Genomic DNA, 23,948 nt, shown 5'->3' on the forward strand with positions numbered 1-23,948 from the left:
TCATGGTCTCTCCATGGCGTGGGCCACGCGCTCCAGCGCCTGCTTCAGTTGCGCACGGCTGCTGGCGGCAGACAGGCTGATACGAACGGCCGCCAGGTCGCCTTGTTTTACTGTAAATACGTCGGCCGGGACCACCTCTACCGCATTGGCTCGACAGCGTTGCACCAGTGTTTGTGCTGGCACCGTGCAACTTACCCAGATGTGCGGCGAGGGCTGTTGACCACAGAGCCGCTCACTGCCGAGGAGCCTGCGTGCCAGACACCAGCGCTGTTCGACTTCTGCACGCTGCCAGGCCAGCCGTCGGCTGGCTGTACCATCACTGATCCAGCGGCTGGCGATCTGCAAGTTCAGTGGCGATACCTGCCAGTGTGTCGCCTGCGCGTGCGGGTCGATCCGGGCCAGCAGCAGCGGGTCAGCGACGATCCAGCCCAGGCGCAAGCCGGCTGCAACGGTCTTCGACAGACTGCTGATCAGTATTCCCTGCTGGCCCAGCAACGGCCACAAAGGCGGCTGGTCAGTCAGCGCACCGTAGACATCGTCCTCAATCAGCAGCAGGTCGTGGCGATGCACCACCTCGGCAATGGCCTGCTGGCGTTCGCGGCTCATGCAGGCACCGGTGGGGTTTTGCAGGCTGGGCGTGAGCACCACCACCCGCGCGCCGGTTGCCCGTACCACGCGGTCGAGGTCGTCGGGGAGGATACCCTGGCGGTCCAGGGCAATACCATGCAGGGGCAGGCGTAGCTGGCGGCAGGCGGCCTTGATGCCGGGGGCGGTCAGGCTTTCGACCAGCACCGGCTCGCCCGCCTGGCACAGCGACAGCAGCAGGCTGAACAGGCCTTGCTGGGCGCCGCCGCACAACAGCACTTGCTTGGCGTTGACCTGCAAGCCACGCTTGGCCAGCCAGGCAGCCCCTTGCACGCGGGCCAGTAGCAGCGTGTCGGCACTCAGGTAATGTTCCAGGCTGTGCACCTCGCCATCCTCCAACAGCGCCTGCAAGGTGCGTTCGATGTCATGGTTGTCGGGATCGATCACCGGCACGTTGGTTGACAAGTCGATCAGGCTGGGCTGCGCAGTTTTTTGTTTCAGCTGAAACAGCGTGGCTTCTTTGCTACCGGCCAGCACGTAGGTGCCACGCCCGACTTCACCGCTGACCAAATGCCGTGCCGCCGCCTCACGGTAGGCCTGCTGGGTAGTGCTGGGGTTGAGTCCGAGGGCCCAGGCCAGACGCCGTTGTGGCGGCAGACGGGCGCCGACCTGCAGTTCACCGCGCTCGATGGCTTGGGCAATAGCATCGACCAGTGCCAGGTAGCGGGGTTGCCCAGTGTCAGGCAGGGTAGGGGTCCACATTTATTGTTGGCCATGCAATATAAGGTTTTACCCATACAATGACCCGGCGCTAGGATCAGGTCAAACCCACTGCTGCCGAGGTGTTCCATGTTCGACCTGACTGCCCTGCGTGAGGCTGCCCGTCTGGTGCATGCCAGTGTGCCCGCCACTGCTCAATATGCCTGGCCTCGGCTGGCCGAGCGGCTGGGCTGCGAAGTCTGGGTCAAACACGAGAATCATGCGCCGACCGGTGCGTTCAAGGTGCGCGGTGGTTTGCTCTATGTGCAATGGCTGCTGGCGCAAAAGCCGCAGGTGCGTGGTTTGGTCACTGCCACCCGGGGCAACCATGGGCAGAGCATGGCCCTGGCGGCGCGCAACGCCGGGCTGCCGATCATCATCGTGGTGCCGCAAGGTAACTCGCGGGAGAAGAATGCGGCGATGCGCGCCCAGGGCGCGGAGTTGATCGAATACGGCGCCGATTTCGATCAGGCCCGTGAAGAGGCCGCGCGTCAGGCGCAACAGCATGACTATGAAATGGTGCCGTCCTTTCACCCGCAACTGGTCCGCGGTGTGGCCACTTACGCCCTGGAGCTGTTCGAAGCGGTTGCGGATCTCGATTGTGTGTATGTGCCCATTGGCATGGGCTCGGGTATCTGCGGGCTGATCCAGGCCCGCAACCTGCTGGGCCTGCGCACCGAGATCGTTGGCGTGGTGTCGAGCGCCGCCGATGCCTTTGCCTTGAGCGTTGAACAAGGCCGCATCGTCACCACCGCCACGGCCAATACCTTTGCCGATGGCATGGCCTGCCGCATGCCGGTGCCAGAAGCCTTCGAGATCATCCGCCAGCATGCAGCGCGGATCGTCAGGGTCAGCGACGAGGAGATTGCCCAGGCAATACGCATCTACCACGAAGACACTCACAACACCGCTGAAGGCGCGGGCGCAGCGGGGTTGACTGCGTTGATTCAGGAGCGCGAACGCCAGCGCGGGCGCAAGGTGGCCGTGGTGCTCAGTGGTGCCAATATCGATCGGCAGCGGTATGCGCAGGTGTTGGCGGGTTGAGTCGAAGGGCAATTTCTTTCGATACAACGGCGCTGATTCCCGCTTTAATAGCGCCTGCCTTCAACGCTGTCTATGGAATGCCCAATGCCTTTTTCCAACGGATTTCTCCTCAGTCTCTCCCTGTGCCTGGATATCGGCATCGCCAATATCGCCATGATCACCCTGGCCATGCAGCGCGGGTTTCTTCAGGGTTTCTGGCTGGGCCTGGGGACTTGTGTCGGTGATCTGCTGTACGCGGTGGCGGCCCTGGCCGGGATGACCGTGTTGCTGCAGTTCGAGACCGTGCGTTGGGTGCTGTGGCTGGGTGGGTCGCTAATGCTGGTGTGGTTCGCGGTGAAGATGCTGCTGGCGGCATGGCGCGGCGAAGGCCATGTGCAACCCGGTGAAGTGGTGGTGGAGTCGTCCTGGCGGGAGTTTTTGCGCGGGATCTTCCTGGCCATGTCTTCGCCCAGCGCGATTCTCTGGTTCGCGGCGGTAGGCGGTGTGCTGATTTCGCGCTCCGGTGGCGGCAGCATGATGGAGGCCGGGCTGTTCCTTTGCGGATTCTTTGTCGCAGGGCTAGTCTGGTGCCTGTCGTTGTGCCTGATCGCCAGTCATGGCGGACGCTTGCTGGGTGATCGCCTATTGACCTGGTCTTATCTGCTCTCGGCGGCGATATTCTGCTACTTCGCGGTTTATGTGATTGTTTCCGGTTACCGTGAGTTCATCCTCGCCGTGCCAGCGGCCACCGCGGGTCTATAATCAGTCGGGGTACCCGTGTGCAGGTGCCGTCAGGCCGGAGGATCTTCGAGATGAAAGGTCTTGATGCGAAAAAAATGGCCAAGAAAAAGCCCCTGAAAACCGCTGAAGAAAAACGTGCGGCCAAACGCGCCAAACGTTCGGCAGGCAGTGGTTTCCTTCCATGACAATCACCAGGAGCCCCGCAAGGGGCTCTTGGTTCAAATAAGGCAAAGGATATGTCTACTCCGATTCAAGTTGCAGTCCAGCCGGTACGCTTTGAGCAGGCCGATGCTTTCACCATCGCCGGTATCGGTGGTCGCTTCTCGCAGTCCACCATCAGTGAAATTCCTCAACTGTGGCAACGCTTCGAACCGCACATCGGTAAGGTTCCTGGGCAAGTCGGGGAGCATACCTACGGCGTTTGCTGCAACGCCGACGGTAACGGCAATTTTGACTACATCGCTGGTGTGCAGGTGGCGGAGCTAGAGGTGCCGCCAGCCGACTTCCAGCACGTCGAACTCAAGCCCCAGCGCTATGCCGTGTTCGAGCACCACGGTAGCCTAGATAACCTCAAAGCCACGTTCCAGGCCATTTGGAACGACTGGTTACCGCAATCGGGTGAACACGTTGCCCAGGCGCCGGAGTTCGAACGCTATGGCAAGGACTTCGATCCTTTTGCCAGCCACAGCGTAATGGAAATCTGGCTGCCGCTGGGCAGCGAAAAATAGTCCGCCGCCCTGTCGAATCCCAGCGTCCTCATTCGACCAACTGTGAATGTGCCGATTTGCTCGGCACCTGACCCTTGTCGAATCGCAGAGGACACGAGCATGAACAGCACCGCCGAAAACGAAGTCCGCCAACTGATCGAGCGCTGGATTCCAGCCGTTCGCGCCCGGGACATTCCCGCCATCACCGCTCCTTACGCCGATGACATCGTCGCCTTCGATGCCGTCAAGGAACTGCAGTTCAAAGGTAAAGCGGCTTACCAGGCCCACTGGCAAGCCTGCATGGAACATTGCCCCGGCGACATGATCTTCGAGATGGAGCAGCTGCAGATTCATGCAACGCCGGAGCTGGCGCTGGCGCACTGGCTCAATCGGTGTGGTCCTGCCAGCGAGGAGGGCGGCGAGGATAAAAGTTGCTACATGCGCGTAACCGCCGGCTACAAGCGCATCGGCGGGCAATGGAAGGTGATTCATGAGCATTGGTCGGCGCCATTCGACATGGAAACCGGTGCCGCCCTGTTCTCGCTCAAGCCTTGAACTGAGAGCGTCGAGGATTATGCCGAATTGCACTTTGCATCTGCTGTGGAGATGACGATGAAATACCTTTGCCTGGTCTATTGTGAAGAAAGTCTGCTGCATAGCTTGCCCGACAGCCCCGCCGATGCCGAATGCATGGCCTATGCCGAGTCGATTCAGGGCAGTGGTCGGATGCTCGCCGCCGAGGCGCTCAAGCCGGTGCAGACTGCCACCACCGTGCGTGTTCGCGGTGGCCACATGAGCCTGACTGATGGGCCTTTTGCCGAGACCAAGGAACAACTGGCCGGCTTCTATCTGGTTGATGCCCGCGACCTGAACGAAGCCCTGAACATTGCCAAGGGGATACCTGCCGCCAGGGTCGGCAGCATCGAGGTGAGGCCGATCCGCGAGCTCCAACCCTGAGACACAGGAGAACAATAAAATGAGCCTTCACCCCCCTGGTAATGCGCAGTACGAACTGTCCTTGACCCGCGTGATCGATGCACCGCGCAGCAAGGTGTTCCGGGCCTGGACCGAGCCCGATCTGCTTGCGCAGTGGTGGGGGCCAAACGGTATGACCACGTCCTTGTGCGAAATGCAGTTGTGGGTGGGCGGGTTGTTTCGTACGGTGATGCAGGCCCCGGATGGCACCGAATACCCGAACCAGGGGGTGTTTCTGGAAATTGTCCCGCCTGAACGGATTGTCTTCACCGATGCTTTCGGGCCGGGCTGGGTGCCGTCGAACAAGGCGTTCATGACCGTGGTGGTGACCTTCGAGGCGCTTCAGGACAAGACGCGGTACACCGCGCGCGCTTTGCACTGGAATGCCGCCGATTGCCTGGCGCACGAGGAAATGGGCTTTCATCGCGGCTGGGGTGAAAGCCTGGATCGCCTGGTGGCGCTGGTGACCACCCAGATGCCGAGCTGATGGCAACGCTGGTCCAGGTGCGGGCCGAGGTCGAGTCGGTCTACAAGCGCGAGTCGCGCCGGATCCTGGCGACCCTGATCCGCCTGCTGGGTGATTTCGACCTGGCTGAAGAGGCCATGCACGAAGCGTTCTTCATTGCCGTTGAACGTTGGCAGCGCGATGGCATTCCAGCCAACCCGCGGGCCTGGCTGGTGTCCACTGGACGCTTCAAGGCCATTGACAGTCTGCGTCGGCGTGCCCGTTTCGACCGCTCGCAGACGCAGTTGATGATGGCGCTGGAGGGCCTGCAGGAGGACGAGGTGAAGGACGAGGAGCTGGAAGATGATCGCCTGCGCCTGATCTTCACCTGTTGTCACCCGGCGCTGGCAGCTGATGCCCAGGTGCCACTTACCCTGCGGGAAGTCTGTGACCTGACCACTGAGGAAATCGCCCGGGCTTTTTTGCAGAGCCCGGCCACCATTGCCCAACGCATTGTGCGGGCCAAAGCCAAGATCCGCGATGCGCAGATCCCCTATCAGGTACCGTCACTGGCGGAATTGCCCGAGCGCCTGGACAGCGTCTTGCGGGTTATTTACCTGGTGTTCAACGAGGGGTACTCGGCGTCATCGGGTAACAACCTGATGCGCAATGACCTCAGTGATGAAGCGATCCGTCTCGGCCGCCTGTTGCAGCAGCTACTACCTGACCCGGAGGTGCTGGGGCTGCTGGCGTTGATGTTGCTGCAAGCGTCGCGACAGGCGGCCCGTAGCGATAAGCATGGCGAGTTGATCCTGCTGGATGAACAGGACCGTCGCCTGTGGAATCGCGCGCTGATTGCCGAGGGTTGCCAGCTGGTGCAGCAGGCGCTGCGCAGTCAGCAGTTCGGGGTGTACAGCTTGCAGGCAGCGATTGCTGCGGTGCATGCCGAAGCGGCCAGTGCCGAGCAGACGGACTGGGAAGAAATCGTCGGTTTGTACGATGTGCTGCTGCGCGGTTGGCCTTCGCCGGTGGTCGAGCTCAATCGCGCCGCGGCCCTGGCGCGTCGTGATGGACCGCAGGCAGGACTGCTGGCGGTGGAGGCGATTCTGGCGCGTGGGCAGTTACAGGATTATCACCTGGCCCATTGCGCCCGCGCCGAACTTTGCCGGCAACTGGGGCGCCTGGATCAGGCCCGTGATGCCTACCGCACCGCCCTGGACCTGACCTCGCAAGGTGCCGAGCGGCGCTTTATCGAGCGCCGCCTGAGCGCGTTGTGAACGTCAGCCGATGGTGATCGGCGGCGGGCTGACCAGATCAACAGTTTGCTGCTTGCGCGGAGCGAGGATTTCAGCCTCGCCATCGACAACCAGTTCATCATTCTGGTTGAACACGCGGGTAGCGATGCGTACCTTGAATTTCGGCAGTTTCTCGAGGATTTCCAGGCGTACGGTCAGGGTGTCGCCGAACTTCACCGGCTTCTGGAAGCTCATGGTCTGACCCAGGTAGATGGTGCCCGGGCCAGGCAGTTCGCAGGCCACTGCGGCACTGATCAGCGCACCGCTGAACATGCCGTGGGCGATACGCTCCTTGAACATGCTCTTGGCCGCGAACTCGGCATCCAGGTGCACGGGGTTATGGTCACCGGACATGGCAGCGAACAGCTGGATGTCACGTTCTTCGACGGTCTTGCTGAAACTGGCGGTCTGGCCGACTTCAAGGGCTTCGTAAGGCGTGTTGGTGACCTGGGTCATCGATTCGGTTCCTGCTAGGGGCGTGGGGGCGGCCGTCATTCGCTGCGGGCAGGGCGGCCAAGGGCCAGGGCCTGCTCCAACCAGTCGATGATCGCGGCCGTGACCTCGTCACGGTTGGTTTCATTGAGCAGTTCATGTCGCGCTTGGGGGTACAGCTGCAACTGGACATGCTGGTTGCCAGCCAGGCGCAAAGCACCGGCCAGATCCTTGAGACGCTTGCCGGCACTGACCGGATCACATTCACCGCCGATGACCAGGATCGGTAGGTTCGGATCGATCTGTTTGAGGTTGGCTGGCTGGCTGATCTGTTCAAGGCCCATCAGCAGGTCAATCCACAACCGATTGGTACAGCGAAAACCGCACAGCGGGTCCGCCACATAACGGTCGACTTCGGTGTTGTCGCGGCTGAGCCAGTCGAAGGCGGTGCGCGTGGGTTTGAAGGCTTTGTTGAAGGAGCCAAAAGATAGCCACTCAATCAGCGCACTGTGACCCAGAGGTCCCTGACGCCAGGCTTCGATGCGGGCAATCACACAGGCGGTGCGGTACAGCGCTGGTGGCTGGAAATTCGAGCCGCTGAGAATTGCCCCTTGCAGGCTGGCGCCATGGTGCATCAGGTATGCCTGGGCAATGTAGCTGCCCATGCTATGGCCGAAGAGGAACACCGGGGTCCCGGGAAACTGCTGGCCGATGTGCTGGCTGAGCATTCCCAGGTCGTTGACCACCGCGCTCCAGCCATCGTGGCGGGCGAACAAGCCCAGGGTGCCGAGCTCGGCGGTCCGGCCATGGCCGCGCTGGTCGTGGGCAATCAGGGCATAGCCCACCGCACTCAGGGCCTGACCCAGGCGTTGATAGCGACCGGCATGTTCGGCCATGCCATGGGCCAGCAGCACCACAGCTTTTATCGGCGTACTGGGCAGCCATTGGTAGACATAAAGGCTGCAGTGATCGCTGGCCGCTAGCCAGAACGCATCGTGGTGCATGGCGAGTCCTTGTGCGCACAGGTGGGTAAGTCAGCTCAGTGTATAACCCAAGCGTGCAATCGAAGGGCAGCGACAAACAAGATTCACAATGTAAATGACAGCGCTTGGCATATTTGCCACCTGCGGCATACCTGCTAACGTCGGCACAGCACCTTTTTCGCCAAGCAGGCAAGAGGGCAGGAACGGCTCAGGTATGAGGACAAGAATAAATGCAGGCTGATTTCTGGAATGACAAGCGCCCGGCAGGCGTTCCTTCGAACATTGACATGAATGCTTACAAGTCTGTGGTCGAAGTGTTTGAGCGCTCGTGCAAGAAATTCGCGGACCGCCCGGCGTTCAGCAACCTGGGGGTGACCCTGACCTACGCCGAACTGGAACGTCACTCGGCGGCCTTTGCCGCTTATCTGCAGCAACACACCGATCTGGTCCCGGGCGACCGTATCGCGGTGCAGATGCCCAATGTGCTGCAGTATCCGATCGCCGTGTTTGGCGCCTTGCGCGCCGGGCTGATCGTGGTCAACACCAACCCGCTGTATACCGCTCGCGAGATGCGCCATCAGTTCAAGGATTCCGGGGCCCGGGCGCTGGTCTACCTGAACATGTTCGGCAAGCTGGTGCAGGAAGTACTGCCCGACACCGGTATTGAATTTCTGATTGAAGCGAAGATGGGCGACATGCTGCCGACGGCCAAGGGCTGGCTGGTCAACACCATTGTCGCCAAGGTCAAGAAGATGGTCCCGGACTACCATCTGCCCCAGGCTGTGGCCTTCAAGAGCGCGTTGAGTCAGGGGCGTGGCGTGGTGCCCAAGCAGGTCGCGCTGAGCCTCGACGATATTGCCGTGCTGCAATATACCGGCGGCACCACGGGCCTGGCCAAGGGCGCGATGCTGACCCACGGCAACCTGGTGGCCAACATGCTTCAGGTGCTGGCGTGTTTTTCCCAGCATGGCCCCGATGGGCAGCGGATGATCAAAGAGGGCCAGGAGGTGATGATCGCACCGCTGCCGCTCTACCATATCTATGCCTTTACCGCGAATTGCATGTGCATGATGGTGACTGGCAACCACAACGTGTTGATCACCAATCCACGAGACATCCCAGGTTTTATCAAAGAGCTGAAAAAGTGGAAGTTCTCCGGGTTGCTTGGCCTGAACACATTGTTCGTGGCATTGATGAACCACCCGCAGTTCAAGAGCCTTGATTTCTCAGCCCTGAAAGTCACCAACTCCGGTGGTACAGCGCTGGTGACAGCCACAGCCGAGCGCTGGGAAAGCCTGACGGGCTGTCGCATTGTCGAAGGCTATGGCCTGACGGAAACTTCGCCGGTGGCCAGCACCAATCCGTATGGCAAGCTGGCGCGCCTGGGCACAGTGGGCATTCCAGTGCCAGGTACGGCATTCAAGGTCATTGACGATGCAGGCAACGAACAGCCAATGGGCGAGCGGGGCGAATTGTGCATCAAGGGGCCGCAAGTGATGAAGGGCTATTGGCAGCACCCTGAGGCCACAGCCGAGGCGCTTGATAGCGAGGGCTGGTTCAAGACCGGTGACATTGCGGTGATCGATGCTGATGGTTTTACCCGGATTGTCGATCGCAAGAAGGACATGATCATTGTTTCCGGTTTCAACGTGTACCCGAACGAGATCGAAGAGGTCGTCATGGGCCATCCGCAAGTCGCCAACTGCGCGGTAATCGGCGTTCCAGACGAGCGTTCCGGCGAAGCCGTAAAGTTGTTTGTGGTGCCGCGTGAAGGCGGGGTGAGCCTTGAGGAGCTGAAGGCTTACTGCAAGGCCAACTTCACCGGCTACAAAGTGCCCAAGCACATCGTGCTGCGCGATTCGTTACCGATGACGGCGGTGGGCAAGATCTTGCGCCGGGAGCTGCGCGATATCGCCTGACATCCAGGGTGGGGCTTGCCCCGCGATGCGATGTACCTGACACATCGCATCGCGGGGCAAGCCCCACTTTTATGCATGAATCGGTTGTTTAGGTTTTTTACTCTAAAAATGACCACTACATAATTAATAGTCATTTTTGTGACTGTCTGGGCTGCTTTGGCTCTAGGCGGCTCATTGCAAAGCTGCTACTCTCGGCCCGCTTCTGATGATCTGGTTTGCAATAAACCGTAATCTTATATCAATAATAATCGCATCGACTGCGGTGAAGAATTCGCTGGTGCTGGAGGAGTGGGCTTCCATGATCGAAAATTTTTGGAAGGATAAGTACCCAGCCGGGGTTGCGGCGCAAATCAACCCTGATGAGTACCCGAATATCCAGGCAGTATTGAAACAGTCCTGCCAACGCTTTGCTGACAAACCAGCCTTTAGCAACCTGGGCAAAACCATTACCTACGGCCAGCTGTACGAGTTGTCGGGGGCCTTCGCCGCCTACCTGCAGCAACATACTGACCTGCAGCCCGGTGATCGTATCGCCGTGCAACTGCCCAACGTGCTGCAGTATCCGGTTGCCGTATTCGGCGCCTTGCGTGCGGGCCTTATCGTGGTGAACACCAACCCGTTGTATACCGCGCGGGAAATGGAACACCAGTTCAATGATGCTGGCGCCAAGGCCCTGGTGTGCCTGGCCAACATGGCGCACCTGGCCGAAAAGGTCGTACCCAAGACCCAGATCAAACACGTTATTGTCACTGAAGTGGCCGATATGCTGCCACCGGTAAAGCGCCTGTTGATCAACAGCGTGATCAAGTACGTGAAGAAAATGGTCCCGGCCTACCACTTGCCCAAGGCGCTGAAGTTCAATGATGTATTGAGCAAAGGCGCGGGCCAGCCGGTGAAGGAGGCGAGCCCCGACAGCAATGATGTGGCCGTGTTGCAGTACACCGGTGGCACCACCGGGGTGGCCAAGGGGGCGATGCTCACCCACCGTAACCTGGTGGCCAATATGCTGCAGTGCCGGGCGCTGATGGGCTCCAATCTCAATGAAGGTTGCGAGATCCTCATCACCCCGTTGCCGCTGTATCACATCTATGCCTTCACCTTTCATTGCATGGCAATGATGCTGATCGGCAACCACAACATCCTGATCAGCAACCCGCGCGATTTGCCGGCGATGGTCAAGGAGTTGTCGAAGTGGAAGTTCAGCGGCTTTGTCGGGCTGAACACGTTGTTTGTTGCCCTGTGCAACAACGAAAACTTCCGCAAGCTGGATTTCTCGGCCCTGAAGATCACCCTGTCGGGCGGCATGGCCCTGCAGATGAGTGTCGCCGAGCGCTGGAAAGCAGTGACTGGCTGTGCCATCTGCGAAGGTTACGGCATGACCGAAACCAGCCCGGTGGCGGCGGTCAACCCGGCCGAGCAGAACCAGATCGGTACCATCGGTATTCCGGTGCCTTCGACCCTGTGCAAGATCATTAATGATGAGGGTATCGAACTGCCGTTGGGCGAAGTCGGTGAGTTGTGCGTCAAGGGCCCGCAGGTGATGAAGGGTTACTGGCAGCGCCAGGACGCCACCAACGAGATCCTCGACAGCGAAGGCTGGTTGAAGACTGGTGACATCGCGCTGATCCAGCCAGACGGTTACATGCGTATTGTCGACCGTAAGAAAGACATGATTCTGGTCTCTGGATTCAACGTCTATCCCAACGAGCTTGAAGACGTACTCGCTGCATTGCCGGGCGTGTTGCAGTGTGCGGCCATCGGTGTACCGGACGAGAAGTCCGGTGAAGTGATCAAGCTGTTCATCGTTGCACGGCCTGGTGTGACGCTGACCAAAGAGCAGGTGATGGAGCACATGCGCGCCAATGTCACCGGCTACAAGGTGCCGCGTTTCATCGAGTTCCGTGATGCACTGCCGACCACCAACGTCGGCAAGATCCTGCGTCGCGAGCTGCGAGATGAAGAGCTGAAAAAGCTGGGTCTGAAGAAGATCGCTTAAGACAGTAATCGCGGGGCAAGCCCGCTCCCACCGGGGTCTGATAACCCTTGTGGGAGCGGGCTTGCCCCGCGATGCTTTTGGCCTTAGCGCAACTTCTCAAGCATCTGGTAATACCACATCCCTGCCGCTAGCAACGGATTGCCCAGCACATCGCCCATGGGCACTTTGATGTGCTTGCAGCCAGCAAACGTATCGAACTTCTCCAGCGTACCGGTCAAGGCCTCGGCCATGATTTCGCCCATGATGTGGCTGGTGGCAATACCGTGCCCGGAGTAGCCCTGGCAGTACCAGACGTTGTCGGAAAGCTTGCCCAGCTGCGGAATGCGATTGACCACGATACCCATGGCACAACTCCACTGGAACTCGATCGGCACGCCCTTGAGTGCCGGGAAGGTGCGTTCGATGCACGGGCGCAGTTCGCCCGCGATATCCCGCGAGTCACGGCCTGAATAGTTGGCGCCACCGCCAAACAACAGGCGGCCGTCAGCGGTCAGGCGGTAGTAGTCGAGGACAAAGCGGCAGTCATACACCGCCAGGTCCTGAGGGTTGATCTGTGTGGCCAGTTCGCCCAACGGCGCGGTGGTGACAATGCCGCCCATGGCCGGGAAGATCTTGCCCTTGAGCTGTTTGTTTTCCAGTTTGTGGTAGACGTCGCCGGCCAGCAGGATCTGTTTGGCTTCGACCCGTCCTTGGGCGGTGACCACCGCAGGCTGGTCGCCATGGACGATGTCCAGCACCTCGGAGTTTTCGAAGATCTGCGCGCCCAGGCTGTGAGCTACGCGGGCTTCGCCCAGGCACAGGTTGAGCGGGTGCAAGTGCAGGTTGCGCAGGTTCTTCAGTGCGCCCAGGTACAGCGGGCTCTGCAGGTGTTCGGCCATGGCGTTGCGGTCGAGCAACTGCACCTGATCACCCATGCCGCGGCGCTGTGCTTCGGCTTCAAACGCTTGCAGTTCGTGCATGTGCGAGGCTTTCATCGCCGCATGCAGATGGCCGCGCTTGAGGTCGCAGTTGATGCCATAGCGTGCGACCCGTTGTTCGATGATCTGGTGCCCGCGCCAGCGCAGGTGCCAGATGAAATCGTCGACGTCTTCGCCGAGCTTTTCGCGCATCTGCTTGCGCATCGCCTCGTCACCCGAAAGGCTGCCAGTCACCTGGCCGCCGTTGCGACCGCTGGCGCCCCAGCCAATGCGGTTGGTCTCGACAATGGCGACTTTCAGGCCGCGTTCGGCCAGCTCGACGGCGCTGGCCACGCCGGTAAAACCACCACCGATGATTGCCACGTCGACCTTGACCGTGCCTTTGAGCGTCGGGTACTGGGTGCTGTCATTGAGGCTGGCGGTGTAGTAGGAGGCACTGCGTTGAGCGGTGCCGGTATTCACGGCTGCGTTCATGAAAAATCCTTGGCGCAAAAATAAAGTGGATCAGGCCTGGGTCAGGTACCAGCGCCAGTCCTGTTCGCCGACTTCGGCCATGAACTGTCGGTACTCGGCACGTTTGACCGCCAGGTAGACACCAAGAAAGGCTTCACCGAATGCCTCATGTGCCCAGTCCGAGGCCTCCAGAGCCTTGAGCGAAGTGAGCCAGTCGGTGGGCAGCAATTCCTTGGCCTGGGCATAACCGTTGCCTTCGACCGGGGCCCCCGGGTCGAGCTGTTGGCGGATGCCCTGGTGCAGGCTGGCGAGGATCGCTGCGGCGGCCAGGTAGGGGTTGGCATCGGCGCCACAGATACGGTGTTCGATATGCCGACTGTTGGCCGGACCACCGGGTACGCGCAGGCTCACAGTGCGGTTGTCGACACCCCAGGTCGGCGCCAGCGGTGCATAGCTGTTGGCCTGGAAGCGGCGGTAGGAGTTGGCGTTAGGGCAGAACAGCAGCAACGAATCGAGCAGGTGTTTGAGCATGCCGGCCACTGACTGGCGCAGCAGCGGGGTGCCGGCTTTGTCTTCGCTGGCGAACAGGTTGTTGCCCTGGGCGTCAGCCAGGCTCACATGCATGTGCATGCCGGTGCCGGCCAGGTGATCGAATGGTTTGGCCATGAAACAGGCCTGCATGCCGTGCTTGTGTGCCACGCCTTTGACCAGGCGCTTGTAGCGCACCGCCTGGTCCATGGCCAGCAGTGCATCGCCATGTTCCAGGGTGATTTCGACCTGGCCCGGGGCGTATTCGGAAATCGCTGTGCGTGCCGGGATGCCTTGGGCCTTGCAGGCACTGTAAAGGTCGGCGAGGAACGGCTCGATCTGTTCCAGCTCGCGCAAGCCATAGACCTGAGTGCCGCGCGGACGTCCGCCATCGCTATCCAGGGCCGGTTGCGGGCGGCCGTGATGGTCGCGCTTCTGGTCCAGCAGGTAGAACTCCAGCTCGCAGGCCATGACCGGATGGTAACCCTCGGCCTTGAGCGCATCGATGACCTTGACCAGCAGGTGGCGCGGATCGGCGATGGTGGCCGGCAGGCCTTCAGTGGGGTGCATGCTGACTTGCACCGCCGCCGTCGGAATCTGCCGCCAGGGCAAGCGCACCAGGCTGTTTTCCAGCGGATAGGCGCGGCAGTCGATATCACCGACGTCCCACACCAATCCTGAGTTTTCCACATCGTCGCCATTAAGGGTCAGGCCGAGAATGGTGCTGGGCAGGGGGCGACCGCTTTCATACACCGCCAGCAGTTCTTCGCGGTGCAACAGCTTGCCGCGGGGTACGCCGTTGGCATCGAGGATGAACAGCTCGATCATCTCGATATCAGGGTTGTCAGCCAGGAATGTTCGGGCCTGTTCGATGGGGGCAAATTGCATGCGGTTCTCGCTCGCGCCGTCAGGCGCACAGGACTGTCTTCGCCAGAGGGCGACAGTCATAGACAGGAAGGCCAGGGCTGGCCGATGTAATCAGTCTAGGGCGAGAAAAACATCTGGTGGGCGGGCATGGCGGCAGTGCCACAAGGCCCAGAAGGCGAGGATGATGTGAACCAGCGGGTTTTCCCCAGAGCGAGCCCGTACCTTCGGGAACGAAGGGCGCAACAGCGGTCGGGGCAAGCACAGGGGCGAAGTCATGCGCTGATACTCCCATGCCACTGAAGGTTCATTAAATCAGCCTTTGTATACCTTCAGGTTGCCCACCACTAAACAATCATCCGGCTACCCGCGACCGTGCCGAGCGGGGGCAAATCTGCGACAATCGCAGCCCTTCCAATGCCGATCATGAAAAAGCAGGCTCACCTGCACTACTAAAAGCCCCCATGACTGACCACGCTATCGACCAACTGCTGAAAAACCTCGACCACGCCATGATTGCCGAGCGCCATCGCTTGCGCCGGCAGCTGCATGAACTGCGCAAGCGCCCAGACGAGGCAAAGCTGGCCCAGTGGGTCGACAAGGTCCAGGCTTCCTGTGCCCAGGTCACTGCGCGCAAGGCGAGCGTGCCGAGCATTCGTTACGATGACAGCCTGCCGATCGCCGCCAAGCGTGACGAAATCAAGAAAGTCCTCGCCGCGCATCAGGTGCTGATCATTGCCGGTGAAACCGGCTCGGGCAAAACCACCCAGTTGCCGAAGATTTGCCTGGAGCTGGGCCGTGGCCAGCATGGTCTTATTGCCCACACCCAGCCGCGGCGTATCGCGGCGCGCAGTGTTGCCACGCGGGTGGCCGAAGAGCTGGGCACGCCACTGGGGGCACTGGTCGGTTATCAAGTGCGTTTTGAAGACCAGAGCGACGCCAATACCCTGGTCAAGCTGATGACCGACGGTATTCTCCTGGCCGAAACCCAGCACGACCGTTTTCTCGAACGCTACGACACCATTATCGTCGACGAAGCTCACGAACGCAGCCTCAACATCGACTTCCTGCTGGGCTATCTGAAGACCCTGCTACCGCGACGTCCGGACCTCAAGGTGATCATCACCTCGGCGACGATTGATCTGGAGCGTTTCTCCAAACACTTCAACGACGCGCCGATCGTCGAGGTCTCCGGCCGCACCTACCCGGTGGAAACCTGGTACCGGCCATTGACCAGCGAGCAGGACGAGGAGGGCAACCGCGTAGAGGACGACCTCACCGTTGACCAGGCGATTCTCGCCACCCTCGACGAGATCGCCGCCCATGAGCGCAGCCAGGGCAAAGGTCCGGGTGACGTGCTGGTTTTTTTGCCCGGCGAGCGCGAGATTCGCGACGCTGCGGAAATGCTGCGCAAGGCGCAGCTGCGCCACACCGAGATCCTGCCGTTGTATGCGCGTCTGTCGCCAGCCGAGCAGCAGAAGATTTTCCAGTCCCACCCTGGCCGGCGTGTGGTGCTGGCAACCAACGTTGCGGAAACCTCGTTGACGGTGCCGGGTATCCGCTATGTGATCGACAGCGGTACCGCGCGGATCAGTCGCTACAGCTACCGCGCCAAGGTTCAGCGTTTGCCAATCGAGGCGGTGTCACAAGCCAGTGCCAACCAGCGCAAGGGCCGTTGTGGCCGAGTCGAGCCGGGCATTTGCGTACGGCTGTACAGCGAAGAAGATTTCAATGCGCGGCCAGCGTTTACCGACCCCGAGATCCTGCGCACCAACCTCGCTGCGGTGATCCTGCAGATGCTGCACCTGCGCCTGGGTGAGATCGACGCCTTCCCGTTTATCGAGCCGCCGGATGGCAAGGCGATCAGCGATGGCTTCAACCTGTTGCAGGAACTCTCGGCGGTCAACCGCGAGAACCAGCTCACCCCGCTTGGGCGTCAGCTGGCGCGCCTGCCGGTCGACCCGCGTCTGGGGCGCATGCTGCTCGAAGGTGCCAAGCAGGGCAGCCTCAATGAGTTGTTGATCGTCGCCAGTGCCTTGTCGGTGCAAGACCCGCGAGAGCGCCCGCCAGAGCGTCAGCAAGCTGCCGACCAGGCGCATGCGCAGTGGAAAGACGCCGACTCGGATTTTGCCGCGCTGGTCAATCTGTGGCGTGGTTTTGAAGAGCAGCGCCTGGCCCTGACCGCCAGCCCGTTGCGCAACTGGTGCCGGAAAAACTTCCTCAATTATTTGCGTCTGCGTGAATGGCGCGATGCCCATCGGCAGTTGAGCCTGATCTGCCGTGACCTGCAGCTAAGCATCAACAAAGAGCCGGCTGACTACCCGAAACTGCACAAGGCGATTCTATCCGGCCTGCTTAGCCAGATCGGCCAGAAGACCGAAGACGGCGACTACCTCGGCGCCCGTCAGCGGCGTTTCTGGGTGCACCCGTCGTCGGGACTGGGCAAGAAGCGCCCGCAGTGGATCATGACTGCCGAGCTGGTTGAAACCACCAAGCTCTATGCGCGCATGGTTGCCAAAATCGAACCGGACTGGATCGAACCACTGGCTACTCACCTGATCAAGAAGAACCATTTCGAGCCGCACTGGGAGAAGAAGCGCGGCCAGGTGGTGGCTTACGAGCAGGTCACTCTGTATGGCCTGATTGTGGTCGGCCGCCGCCCGGTGCACTTCGGGCCGATTGACCCGGTGATGTCCCGCGAGCTGTTCATCCGCGAAGCGCTGGTGGGTGGTGAGATCCAGTCGAAGGCCAAATGCCTGAGCGCCAACCGCCGCCTGCTTGAACAGCTCGACGAGCTGGAGGCCAAGGCCCGGCGCCGGGATATTCTCGCCGATGACGAGACCCTGTACGGCTTCTACGAAGCGCGTTTGCCGGCAGAGATCCACCAGACGGCGACCTTCGACAGCTGGTACCGGGTCAACAGCCAGAAAGACCCGCAACTGCTGATCATGCGTGAAGAAGATGTCCTGGCGCGTGAAGCCAGCGAAGTCACTGCGGCGCAGTATCCCGACACCTTGCGCCTGGGCGACCTGAGCCTGGCATTGAGTTATCACTTCGAGCCCAACCATCCGCGCGACGGCGTCACCGTGCGAGTGCCGGCGCCCTTACTGCCAAGCTTGCCGGGTGAGCGTCTGGAGTGGCTGGTGCCAGGCTTGCTCGAAGCCAAATGCATTGCCCTGGTGCGCAACCTGCCCAAGGCCCTGCGCAAGAACTTCGTACCGGTTCCGGACTTCGTCAAAGCGGCTTTGCAGCGCATGACCTTCGCCGAGGGCTCGCTGCCGCAGGCCCTGGGGCGTGAACTGTTGCGCATGACCGGCGCGCGGGTCAGCGATGAAGCCTGGGCCGAAGCGGCCGGGCAGGTGGACAATCACCTGAAGATGAACCTGGAAGTGCTCGATGGTCAGGGTAAATTTCTTGGTGAAGGCCGCGACCTGACCGAGTTGACCGCCCGCTTTGCCGCCGCCAGCCAGGCCGCACTGGCTGTGCCGCAGACCGAGAAAAGCCAGCAACCGGTGCAGGCCAAGGCCTTTGCCCAGGTTGCCGAGACCGCCCAGCAGAAGATCGCCGGGCTGTCGATGACGGTGTATCCAGCACTGGTGGAAGAAAACGGTACGGTCAAGGAAGGGCGCTTCTCGACCCAGGCCGAAGCCGAGTTTCAGCACCGGCGTGCCTTGCAGCGCCTGCTCCTGCAGCAATTGGCCGAACCGGCCAAATTTCTGCGCGGCAAGCTCCCGGGGCTGACCGAACTGGGTTTGCTGTACCGCGAGCTGGGGCGTATCGAGGCGTTGGTCGAGGACATCCTCCTGGCCAGTCTCGATAGCTGCATTCTCGAAGGTGAAGAGCATCTGCCTCGCGATGGCGCCGGCCTGGCCTCGTTGGCCGAGCGTAAGCGCGGCAGCTGGACCGAGCATGCTGAACGCCTGGCACGTCTGACCCTGGAGGTTCTCAAACTCTGGCACGGCTTACAAAAGCGCTTCAAGGGCAAGATCGACCTGGCCCAGGCGGTGGCGCTCAACGACATCAAGCAGCAGCTGAGCAACCTGGTCTACCCGGGCTTTGTCCGCGAAACCCCGGGCCTGTGGCTCAAGGAGCTGCCGCGCTACCTCAAGGCCATCGAGTTGCGCCTGGAGAAACTCGGTTCCCAGGTCCAGAAGGACCGGGTCTGGAGCGGTGAGCTGGGTAATCTGTGGAGCCAGTACAAGGCGCGCGCCGACAAGCATGCCCAAGAGGGCAAGCGTGACGAACAACTGTCCCTGTACCGCTGGTGGCTGGAAGAATACCGGGTATCGCTGTTCGCTCAGCAGCTCGGTACCAAGGTGCCGGTTTCGGACAAACGATTGAGCAAGCAGTGGAGTCAGGTAGAAGCCTAAACGGCTTTAGTTGTGGCACACTTGACCGATATTTGTCGCTGCCGCGCCCTTCCTGCCGGCAGCAGCGCTTACCGAATGAGGTGCCCTGCAGCGCTCCCGCTGACGGGATTATTGTGTGTAGGAGTTGGTACGTTCGTGCCAGCTTACCGAATCGAACAGGCCGTTGCCCGATCGGCATCGGCCCCTGAACAGAGGAACGACCGTGCATAACGTCGTCATCAGCGGCACCGGCCTGTACACCCCGGCCAACAGCATTTCCAACGAAGAGCTGGTGGAGTCCTTCAATGCCTATGTGCAGCAGTTCAACGCTGACAATGCCGAGGCCATCGAACGTGGCGAAGTGCAGGCTCTGGCCGAATCCAGCGCCGCCTTCATCGAAAAGGCCTCGGGGATCAAGAGCCGCTTTGTCATGGACAAAGACGGCATCCTCGATCCGCAACGCATGAAGCCGCGCTTGCCGGAGCGCTCCAACGACGAACCGTCGATCCTCTGCCAGATGGCCGTGGCGGCTGCCGAACAGGCGCTGCAACGTGCTGGACGCACGGCCGCCGACGTCGACGCGGTGATCGTGGCCTGCTCCAACTTGCAGCGCCCGTACCCGGCGATCGCCATCGAAGTGCAGCAGGCCCTGGGTATCAACGGTTTTGGCTTCGACATGAACGTCGCTTGCTCTTCGGCCACCTTCGGTATCCAGACTGCCTGCAACAGTGTGCAACTGGGCCAGGCCCGTGCGGTACTGGTGATCAGCCCTGAGATCTGCACCGGCCACCTGAACTTCCGTGACCGCGACAGCCACTTCATTTTCGGTGATGCAGCCACAGCGGTGCTGGTCGAGCGTGCCGATCTGGCCACCTCGGCGCATCAGTTCGACATTGTCGGCACCAAGCTGCTGACCCAGTTCTCCAACAATATCCGCAACAACTTCGGCTTCCTCAACCGTGCGGCCGAGGAGGGTATCGGTGCCCCTGACAAACTCTTCGTTCAGGAAGGCCGCAAGGTGTTCCGTGAAGTCTGTCCGATGGTGGCGGAGCTGATTGCTCAGCACCTTTGTGAGAACAACCTCAACGTCAGCGACGTCAAGCGCTTCTGGCTGCACCAGGCCAACCTGAGCATGAACCACCTGATCGTCAAGAAGCTGCTCGGTCGTGATGCCCTGGAAGAAGAAGCACCGGTGATTCTCGACAGTTACGCCAACACCAGTTCGGCGGGTTCGGTGATTGCCTTGCACAAACATCAGGATGACCTGGCAAAAGGCGCCCTGGGCGTGCTCAGCTCCTTCGGTGCCGGCTATTCCATCGGTAGCGTGATTTTGCGCAAGCGCTGAGTTCGGTTGTAACAAAGCGCACGCTTCGACGTCCATTGAGCACAGTCAGGATGAGGTGGCAATGTCGGTTGATTTCGAAGCACGCTTGCTTGAACGTCTATTGCTCGCAGATCAGCAGGCGTTCAAGGAGCTGGTAAATACCTACCAGGGCGCTATGCGCGCCGTGGCCTATGCGATTCTGGGCAGCCGTCAGGCCGATGAAGCTGTGCAGGATGCCTGGTTGGCCGTGGTGCGCGGCCTGCCGGGTTTTCAGGGGCGCTCCAGTCTCAAGACCTGGCTGTTGACGATTACCGCCAACGCGGCCAAGACCCGCTACAAGCAGAATCGCCGCGAGGTGCTGCTTGATGATCTGCCATCTCCTCATGGCACCATCGGTGATGATCGATTCGCCAACGATGGCCACTGGCTGTCGGCACCTTCTTCGTGGCACGAAGACTCCCCTGAAGCACTGCTCAGTCAGGAGCAGTTGCGCGAGTGCCTTGAACATACCTTGCTCAGCCTGTCCGAGTTGCAAAGCAGCGTCCTGGTGCTGCGTGAGCGCCAGGGCCTGGAACTGGAGCAAATCTGTAATCTTCTCGACATTTCGCTCTCCAATGTCCGCGTGCTGCTGCATCGGGCACGGCTGAAGGTCTTCGCGACCCTGGAACATTTCGAGGAAACCGGCCAATGCTGACCTGTAAGGAACTTGTCGCCCGCTCAAGCGATTACCTGGATGGACAACTCACCCTGGGTGAAAACCTGCTGGCCCGCCAGCACCTGTTGTTTTGCAAAAGCTGTCGACGGTTCATCAAGCAGATGCGTTTGACCCAGGCGACGATCAAGGCGTTGCCGGAGGCACCGGTAGACGACATTGACGAAATCGTCCAGCGCATGACAGCAGCCCATCGGACCCACGACAAACCCTGAAAATCGCGCTGGGAGGCCCTGCAACGGGGCTTTCCTGCTTATTCTTATTCGAAGTAAAAAGTTCCCGTGTCACAAAACATTTATATAAAAGCCACTGATCTGACATAACCCCCCGCCAAGATTCCTCCCCAGCACAAGTGGCTCAAGCCGCGTGTTTTTCCAACATTATCAAGACCATAGAGTAGGGGAGCTTCTTCGATGATCCGTAAGCACTTCGCAGGTTTCGCAGCCAGCGCTTTGGCCATGGCCGTTACCGCCCAGGCTTTTGCGGGTACCGTGACCACCGACGGCGCCGATATCGTAGTCAAGACCAAGGGTGGCCTCGAGGTCGCTACCACCGACAAGGAATTCAGCTTCAAGCTGGGCGGTCGTGTCCAGGCTGACTACAGTCGTTTTGACGGCTTCTACACTAAAAACGGCAACACTGCCGACGCTGGTTACTTCCGTCGTGCCTTTCTGGAACTGAGCGGTGTGATGTACACCGACTGGGCTTATGCCGTTTCTTACGACTTCTCGCATAACGCCGGTGGTGACAATCGCTCCGAAGATGGTTACTTCGACGAAGCCTCGCTGGCCTACAACGGCTTCAAGCCGGTGTCGATCAAGGTCGGTCGTTTCGACCCCGAGTTCGGTCTGGAAAAAGCCACCAGCTCCAAGTGGGTGACTGCTCAAGAGCGTACCGCAGCCTACGATCTGGTCGACTGGACCAACTCGCACAACGGCGGCATGGGCCTGCAGGCCTCCGGCAATGCCGGTGACTCGCTGTACGGTTCGGTGGGTGTGTTTGCCAAAGACGCCACCAACCAGGACAAGGATGGTGACAGCACCAAGCAGTTCAACCTGCGTGGCGTCTTCGCTCCGATGCATGAAGCCGGCAACGTCCTGCACTTTGGCGTCAACTACGCCCAGCGCGACCTTTCCGACACCGCATTCGATGGCCGTATCCGCAGCCGTCTGGGCATGCGTGGCGTGAGCACCGATGGTGGCCAGGATGCCGGCACCAATGGCAATCGCCTGGTTCTGGGCGGCGCCAACAATACTCCGGCCGGTGCCTATGACACCGACAAGGCCTGGAACCTGGAAGCCGCCTGGGCCTTGGGGCCGTTCTCGGTTCAGGGTGAGTACATCAAACGTGACACGCAAGCCGACGACGCAGCGTTCTCTGACATCAAGTCTGACGGCTACTACGGTCAACTGGCCTACACCCTCACCGGTGAAGCGCGTGGCTACAAGCTGGGCAAGTTCGATGCGATCAAGCCGCAGAACAAGCAGATCGGTGCCTGGGAAGTGTTCTACCGCTATGACCATCTGAGCACTGAAGACGACAACGGCGTGTTTGCTGATGTTGATGACGTCGAAGCCAAGGTGCACAACGTTGGTGTTAACTGGTACGCCAACGAGTCGATCAAGCTCAGCGGTGTGTACGTCAAAGCCAAAGTCGACAATGCCGAGAACGATGTCGGCGACGACAGCGGCGACGGTTTCGTCATGCGCGCTCAGTACGTGTTCTAAGCAACACCGCTCCTCATCCGTTAGATCTTCAGCCCCGCACCTGCGGGGCTTTTTTTCGTTGGCGCGACGAGGCAGACTGCGCCAATGCCTATCCTTATCCTGTCACAGCTTGCCGAACTCACACCTGCCACCTGGGATGCCCTGGTGCCGGGCGAGCAACCGTTTTTGCGCCACGCATTCCTCAGTAGCCTGGAGGACAGCGGCAGCGTCAGCAAGCGTACCGGCTGGACGCCAGCGCATCGGCTGCTGAGCGATGCTTCTGGGCAATTGCAGGCTGCCATGCCGGCCTACGTGAAAACCCATTCCTTCGGTGAGTACGTCTTCGATCACGGTTGGGCCGATGCCTGTGAGCGGGCGGGCATTGCCTATTACCCCAAGTTGCTGTGTGCCGTGCCGTTTTCGCCAGTCGGCGGTTCGCGGCTATTGGGCAGCCCACAGGCAGCTGGCGAACTGATTGACCGGCTCACTGACGAGCTGGTCGAGCAAGGGTTGTCTGGGGCTCATATCAACTTCACAGATGCCGATGCTGACGCCGTGGTGCGCGCTCGTGAAGGCTGGATGGAGCGTCTGGGGTGTCAGTTTCATTGGCGCAATCAGGGGTATCGGGACTTCCAGGACTTTCTCGACAACCTCAGCTCGCGCAAGCGCAAGCAGATGCGCAAAGAGCGCGAGCAGGTGGCAGGGCAGGGAATCGAGTTTCGCTGGTACCGTGGTGATGAACTGAGCGAGGCGCAGTGGGATTTCGTTTTTGCCTGCTACGCCAACACTTACGCCGTGCGTCGCCGTGCGCCGTACCTGACCCGCTCGTTCTTCAGCCTGCTGGCCGAGCGCATGCCGATGGCGATCCGCGTGGTGATGGCGCGCCAGGCGGGGCGTGACGTGGCCATGGCCTTTAGCCTGGTAGGCGGTGACAGTTTGTATGGTCGCTATTGGGGTTGTCTGGACGAGTTCGACCGGCTGCATTTCGAGACCTGCTTTTATCAGGGTATGGACTTTGCCATTGCTGAGGGACTGCAGCGGTTCGATGCCGGTGCACAGGGGGAACACAAGTTGATTCGTGGCTTTGAACCGGTGATCACCCGGTCCTGGCATTACCTGCTGCATCCGGGATTGCGCCGGGCCGTGGTGGAGTTTTTGCAGCAAGAGCGGGCAGGGGTGTTGGCCTATGCCGAGGAGGCGCGCACAGCCTTGCCCTATCGGCAAGGCTGAGGGCC

Annotated in this window: 20 protein-coding genes; 15 read left to right on the forward strand and 5 right to left on the reverse strand. The window is 60.5% G+C overall.

Annotated features, from left to right (window positions below):
• Positions 1-1,347 carry a PLP-dependent aminotransferase family protein gene (locus C6382_RS17785; RefSeq protein WP_107025679.1) on the reverse strand — a complete coding sequence of 449 codons (1,347 nt, stop codon included), beginning with the start codon at positions 1,345-1,347 and terminating at the stop codon, positions 1-3.
• Between the two features lie 87 nt (positions 1,348-1,434).
• Between C6382_RS17785 and C6382_RS17790 the strand changes: the two genes are divergently transcribed.
• From C6382_RS17790 to C6382_RS17820, 7 genes are all read left to right on the forward strand, one after another.
• Entirely contained in the window at positions 1,435-2,388 is a 954-nt protein-coding gene (locus tag C6382_RS17790; RefSeq protein ID WP_107025680.1) for a threonine dehydratase, read from the forward strand.
• A gap of 84 nt (positions 2,389-2,472) precedes the next feature.
• A complete protein-coding gene (locus C6382_RS17795) occupies positions 2,473-3,129 on the forward strand; it encodes a LysE family translocator (RefSeq protein WP_107025681.1) in 657 nt (218 codons plus the stop codon).
• 215 nt (positions 3,130-3,344) lie between these two features.
• Positions 3,345-3,836: a GyrI-like domain-containing protein gene (locus tag C6382_RS17800; protein WP_107025682.1), complete on the forward strand. Its 492-nt coding sequence runs from the start codon at positions 3,345-3,347 to the stop codon at positions 3,834-3,836.
• A gap of 99 nt (positions 3,837-3,935) precedes the next feature.
• Positions 3,936-4,370: a nuclear transport factor 2 family protein gene (locus tag C6382_RS17805; protein WP_107025683.1), complete on the forward strand. Its 435-nt coding sequence runs from the start codon at positions 3,936-3,938 to the stop codon at positions 4,368-4,370.
• A gap of 57 nt (positions 4,371-4,427) precedes the next feature.
• Positions 4,428-4,772 (forward strand): YciI family protein, encoded by a 345-nt coding sequence (locus C6382_RS17810; protein ID WP_038613614.1) that lies wholly within the window; start codon positions 4,428-4,430, stop codon positions 4,770-4,772.
• 19 nt (positions 4,773-4,791) lie between these two features.
• Positions 4,792-5,277 carry an SRPBCC family protein gene (locus C6382_RS17815; RefSeq protein ID WP_107025684.1) on the forward strand — a complete coding sequence of 162 codons (486 nt, stop codon included), beginning with the start codon at positions 4,792-4,794 and terminating at the stop codon, positions 5,275-5,277.
• Positions 5,277-6,512, forward strand: a complete 1,236-nt coding sequence (locus C6382_RS17820; protein ID WP_107025685.1) for an RNA polymerase sigma factor — start codon at positions 5,277-5,279, stop codon at positions 6,510-6,512. Before C6382_RS17815 ends, C6382_RS17820 begins: the two co-directional genes overlap by 1 nt.
• 3 nt (positions 6,513-6,515) lie before the next feature.
• Here C6382_RS17820 and C6382_RS17825 read toward each other — a convergent pair whose 3' ends face one another.
• On the reverse strand, positions 6,516-6,986 hold the full coding sequence (locus tag C6382_RS17825) for a MaoC family dehydratase (RefSeq protein ID WP_010223082.1): 471 nt from the start codon (positions 6,984-6,986) through the stop codon (positions 6,516-6,518).
• 35 nt (positions 6,987-7,021) lie between these two features.
• Positions 7,022-7,966, reverse strand: a complete 945-nt coding sequence (locus C6382_RS17830; protein ID WP_107025686.1) for an alpha/beta hydrolase — start codon at positions 7,964-7,966, stop codon at positions 7,022-7,024.
• A gap of 209 nt (positions 7,967-8,175) precedes the next feature.
• On the opposite strand from C6382_RS17830, the gene fadD2 reads away from it, so the two are divergent.
• Together fadD2 and fadD1 are read left to right on the forward strand one after the other, a co-directional pair.
• Positions 8,176-9,864, forward strand: a complete 1,689-nt coding sequence (fadD2, locus tag C6382_RS17835) for a long-chain-fatty-acid--CoA ligase FadD2 (protein ID WP_107025687.1) — start codon at positions 8,176-8,178, stop codon at positions 9,862-9,864.
• A 298-nt stretch (positions 9,865-10,162) separates the two neighbouring features.
• Entirely contained in the window at positions 10,163-11,860 is a 1,698-nt protein-coding gene (gene fadD1, locus C6382_RS17840) for a long-chain-fatty-acid--CoA ligase FadD1 (RefSeq protein ID WP_107025688.1), read from the forward strand.
• An 83-nt stretch (positions 11,861-11,943) separates the two neighbouring features.
• On the opposite strand, the gene C6382_RS17845 is transcribed toward fadD1, so the two are convergent.
• Both C6382_RS17845 and C6382_RS17850 read right to left on the reverse strand, forming a co-directional pair.
• On the reverse strand, positions 11,944-13,251 hold the full coding sequence (locus tag C6382_RS17845) for an FAD-binding oxidoreductase (RefSeq protein WP_107025689.1): 1,308 nt from the start codon (positions 13,249-13,251) through the stop codon (positions 11,944-11,946).
• Positions 13,252-13,281: 30 nt separating this feature from the next.
• Positions 13,282-14,646 carry a glutamine synthetase family protein gene (locus C6382_RS17850; protein ID WP_107025690.1) on the reverse strand — a complete coding sequence of 455 codons (1,365 nt, stop codon included), beginning with the start codon at positions 14,644-14,646 and terminating at the stop codon, positions 13,282-13,284.
• A gap of 440 nt (positions 14,647-15,086) precedes the next feature.
• Here C6382_RS17850 and hrpA point away from each other — a divergent pair, with 440 nt between their 5' ends.
• From hrpA to C6382_RS17885, 6 genes are all read left to right on the forward strand, one after another.
• Positions 15,087-18,992, forward strand: a complete 3,906-nt coding sequence (gene hrpA, locus C6382_RS17860) for an ATP-dependent RNA helicase HrpA (RefSeq protein ID WP_107025692.1) — start codon at positions 15,087-15,089, stop codon at positions 18,990-18,992.
• Positions 18,993-19,194: 202 nt separating this feature from the next.
• Positions 19,195-20,316 carry a beta-ketoacyl-ACP synthase III gene (locus tag C6382_RS17865; protein ID WP_107025693.1) on the forward strand — a complete coding sequence of 374 codons (1,122 nt, stop codon included), beginning with the start codon at positions 19,195-19,197 and terminating at the stop codon, positions 20,314-20,316.
• 61 nt (positions 20,317-20,377) lie between these two features.
• Positions 20,378-20,989, forward strand: a complete 612-nt coding sequence (locus C6382_RS17870; protein ID WP_107025694.1) for an RNA polymerase sigma factor — start codon at positions 20,378-20,380, stop codon at positions 20,987-20,989.
• The gene (locus C6382_RS17875; protein WP_107025695.1) at positions 20,983-21,222 is read left to right on the forward strand and encodes an anti-sigma factor; all 240 of its coding nucleotides are present in this window, start codon (positions 20,983-20,985) and stop codon (positions 21,220-21,222) included. The genes C6382_RS17870 and C6382_RS17875 overlap by 7 nt, the downstream gene beginning before the upstream one ends.
• A gap of 198 nt (positions 21,223-21,420) precedes the next feature.
• On the forward strand, positions 21,421-22,734 hold the full coding sequence (locus C6382_RS17880; protein ID WP_107025696.1) for an OprO/OprP family phosphate-selective porin: 1,314 nt from the start codon (positions 21,421-21,423) through the stop codon (positions 22,732-22,734).
• 84 nt (positions 22,735-22,818) lie between these two features.
• Positions 22,819-23,943 carry a GNAT family N-acetyltransferase gene (locus C6382_RS17885; protein ID WP_107025697.1) on the forward strand — a complete coding sequence of 375 codons (1,125 nt, stop codon included), beginning with the start codon at positions 22,819-22,821 and terminating at the stop codon, positions 23,941-23,943.
• Positions 23,944-23,948: the final 5 nt, after the last annotated feature.

This window comes from Pseudomonas sp. BBP2017, from assembly GCF_003024385.1.
Lineage (GTDB): Bacteria > Pseudomonadota > Gammaproteobacteria > Pseudomonadales > Pseudomonadaceae > Aquipseudomonas.

Bases quoted from the DNA above. Each gene is read 5' to 3' on its own strand.
- C6382_RS17785 (WP_107025679.1), bottom strand. From the start codon at position 1,347: ATGTGGACCCCTACCCTGCCTGACACTGGGCAACCCCGCTACCTGGCA.
- C6382_RS17790 (WP_107025680.1), top strand. From the start codon at position 1,435: ATGTTCGACCTGACTGCCCTGCGTGAGGCTGCCCGTCTGGTGCATGCC.
- C6382_RS17795 (WP_107025681.1), top strand. From the start codon at position 2,473: ATGCCTTTTTCCAACGGATTTCTCCTCAGTCTCTCCCTGTGCCTGGAT.
- C6382_RS17800 (WP_107025682.1), top strand. From the start codon at position 3,345: ATGTCTACTCCGATTCAAGTTGCAGTCCAGCCGGTACGCTTTGAGCAG.
- C6382_RS17805 (WP_107025683.1), top strand. From the start codon at position 3,936: ATGAACAGCACCGCCGAAAACGAAGTCCGCCAACTGATCGAGCGCTGG.
- C6382_RS17810 (WP_038613614.1), top strand. From the start codon at position 4,428: ATGAAATACCTTTGCCTGGTCTATTGTGAAGAAAGTCTGCTGCATAGC.
- C6382_RS17815 (WP_107025684.1), top strand. From the start codon at position 4,792: ATGAGCCTTCACCCCCCTGGTAATGCGCAGTACGAACTGTCCTTGACC.
- C6382_RS17820 (WP_107025685.1), top strand. From the start codon at position 5,277: ATGGCAACGCTGGTCCAGGTGCGGGCCGAGGTCGAGTCGGTCTACAAG.
- C6382_RS17825 (WP_010223082.1), bottom strand. From the start codon at position 6,986: ATGACCCAGGTCACCAACACGCCTTACGAAGCCCTTGAAGTCGGCCAG.
- C6382_RS17830 (WP_107025686.1), bottom strand. From the start codon at position 7,966: ATGCACCACGATGCGTTCTGGCTAGCGGCCAGCGATCACTGCAGCCTT.
- fadD2 (WP_107025687.1), top strand. From the start codon at position 8,176: ATGCAGGCTGATTTCTGGAATGACAAGCGCCCGGCAGGCGTTCCTTCG.
- fadD1 (WP_107025688.1), top strand. From the start codon at position 10,163: ATGATCGAAAATTTTTGGAAGGATAAGTACCCAGCCGGGGTTGCGGCG.
- C6382_RS17845 (WP_107025689.1), bottom strand. From the start codon at position 13,251: ATGAACGCAGCCGTGAATACCGGCACCGCTCAACGCAGTGCCTCCTAC.
- C6382_RS17850 (WP_107025690.1), bottom strand. From the start codon at position 14,646: ATGCAATTTGCCCCCATCGAACAGGCCCGAACATTCCTGGCTGACAAC.
- hrpA (WP_107025692.1), top strand. From the start codon at position 15,087: ATGACTGACCACGCTATCGACCAACTGCTGAAAAACCTCGACCACGCC.
- C6382_RS17870 (WP_107025694.1), top strand. From the start codon at position 20,378: ATGTCGGTTGATTTCGAAGCACGCTTGCTTGAACGTCTATTGCTCGCA.
- C6382_RS17875 (WP_107025695.1), top strand. From the start codon at position 20,983: ATGCTGACCTGTAAGGAACTTGTCGCCCGCTCAAGCGATTACCTGGAT.
- C6382_RS17880 (WP_107025696.1), top strand. From the start codon at position 21,421: ATGATCCGTAAGCACTTCGCAGGTTTCGCAGCCAGCGCTTTGGCCATG.
- C6382_RS17885 (WP_107025697.1), top strand. From the start codon at position 22,819: ATGCCTATCCTTATCCTGTCACAGCTTGCCGAACTCACACCTGCCACC.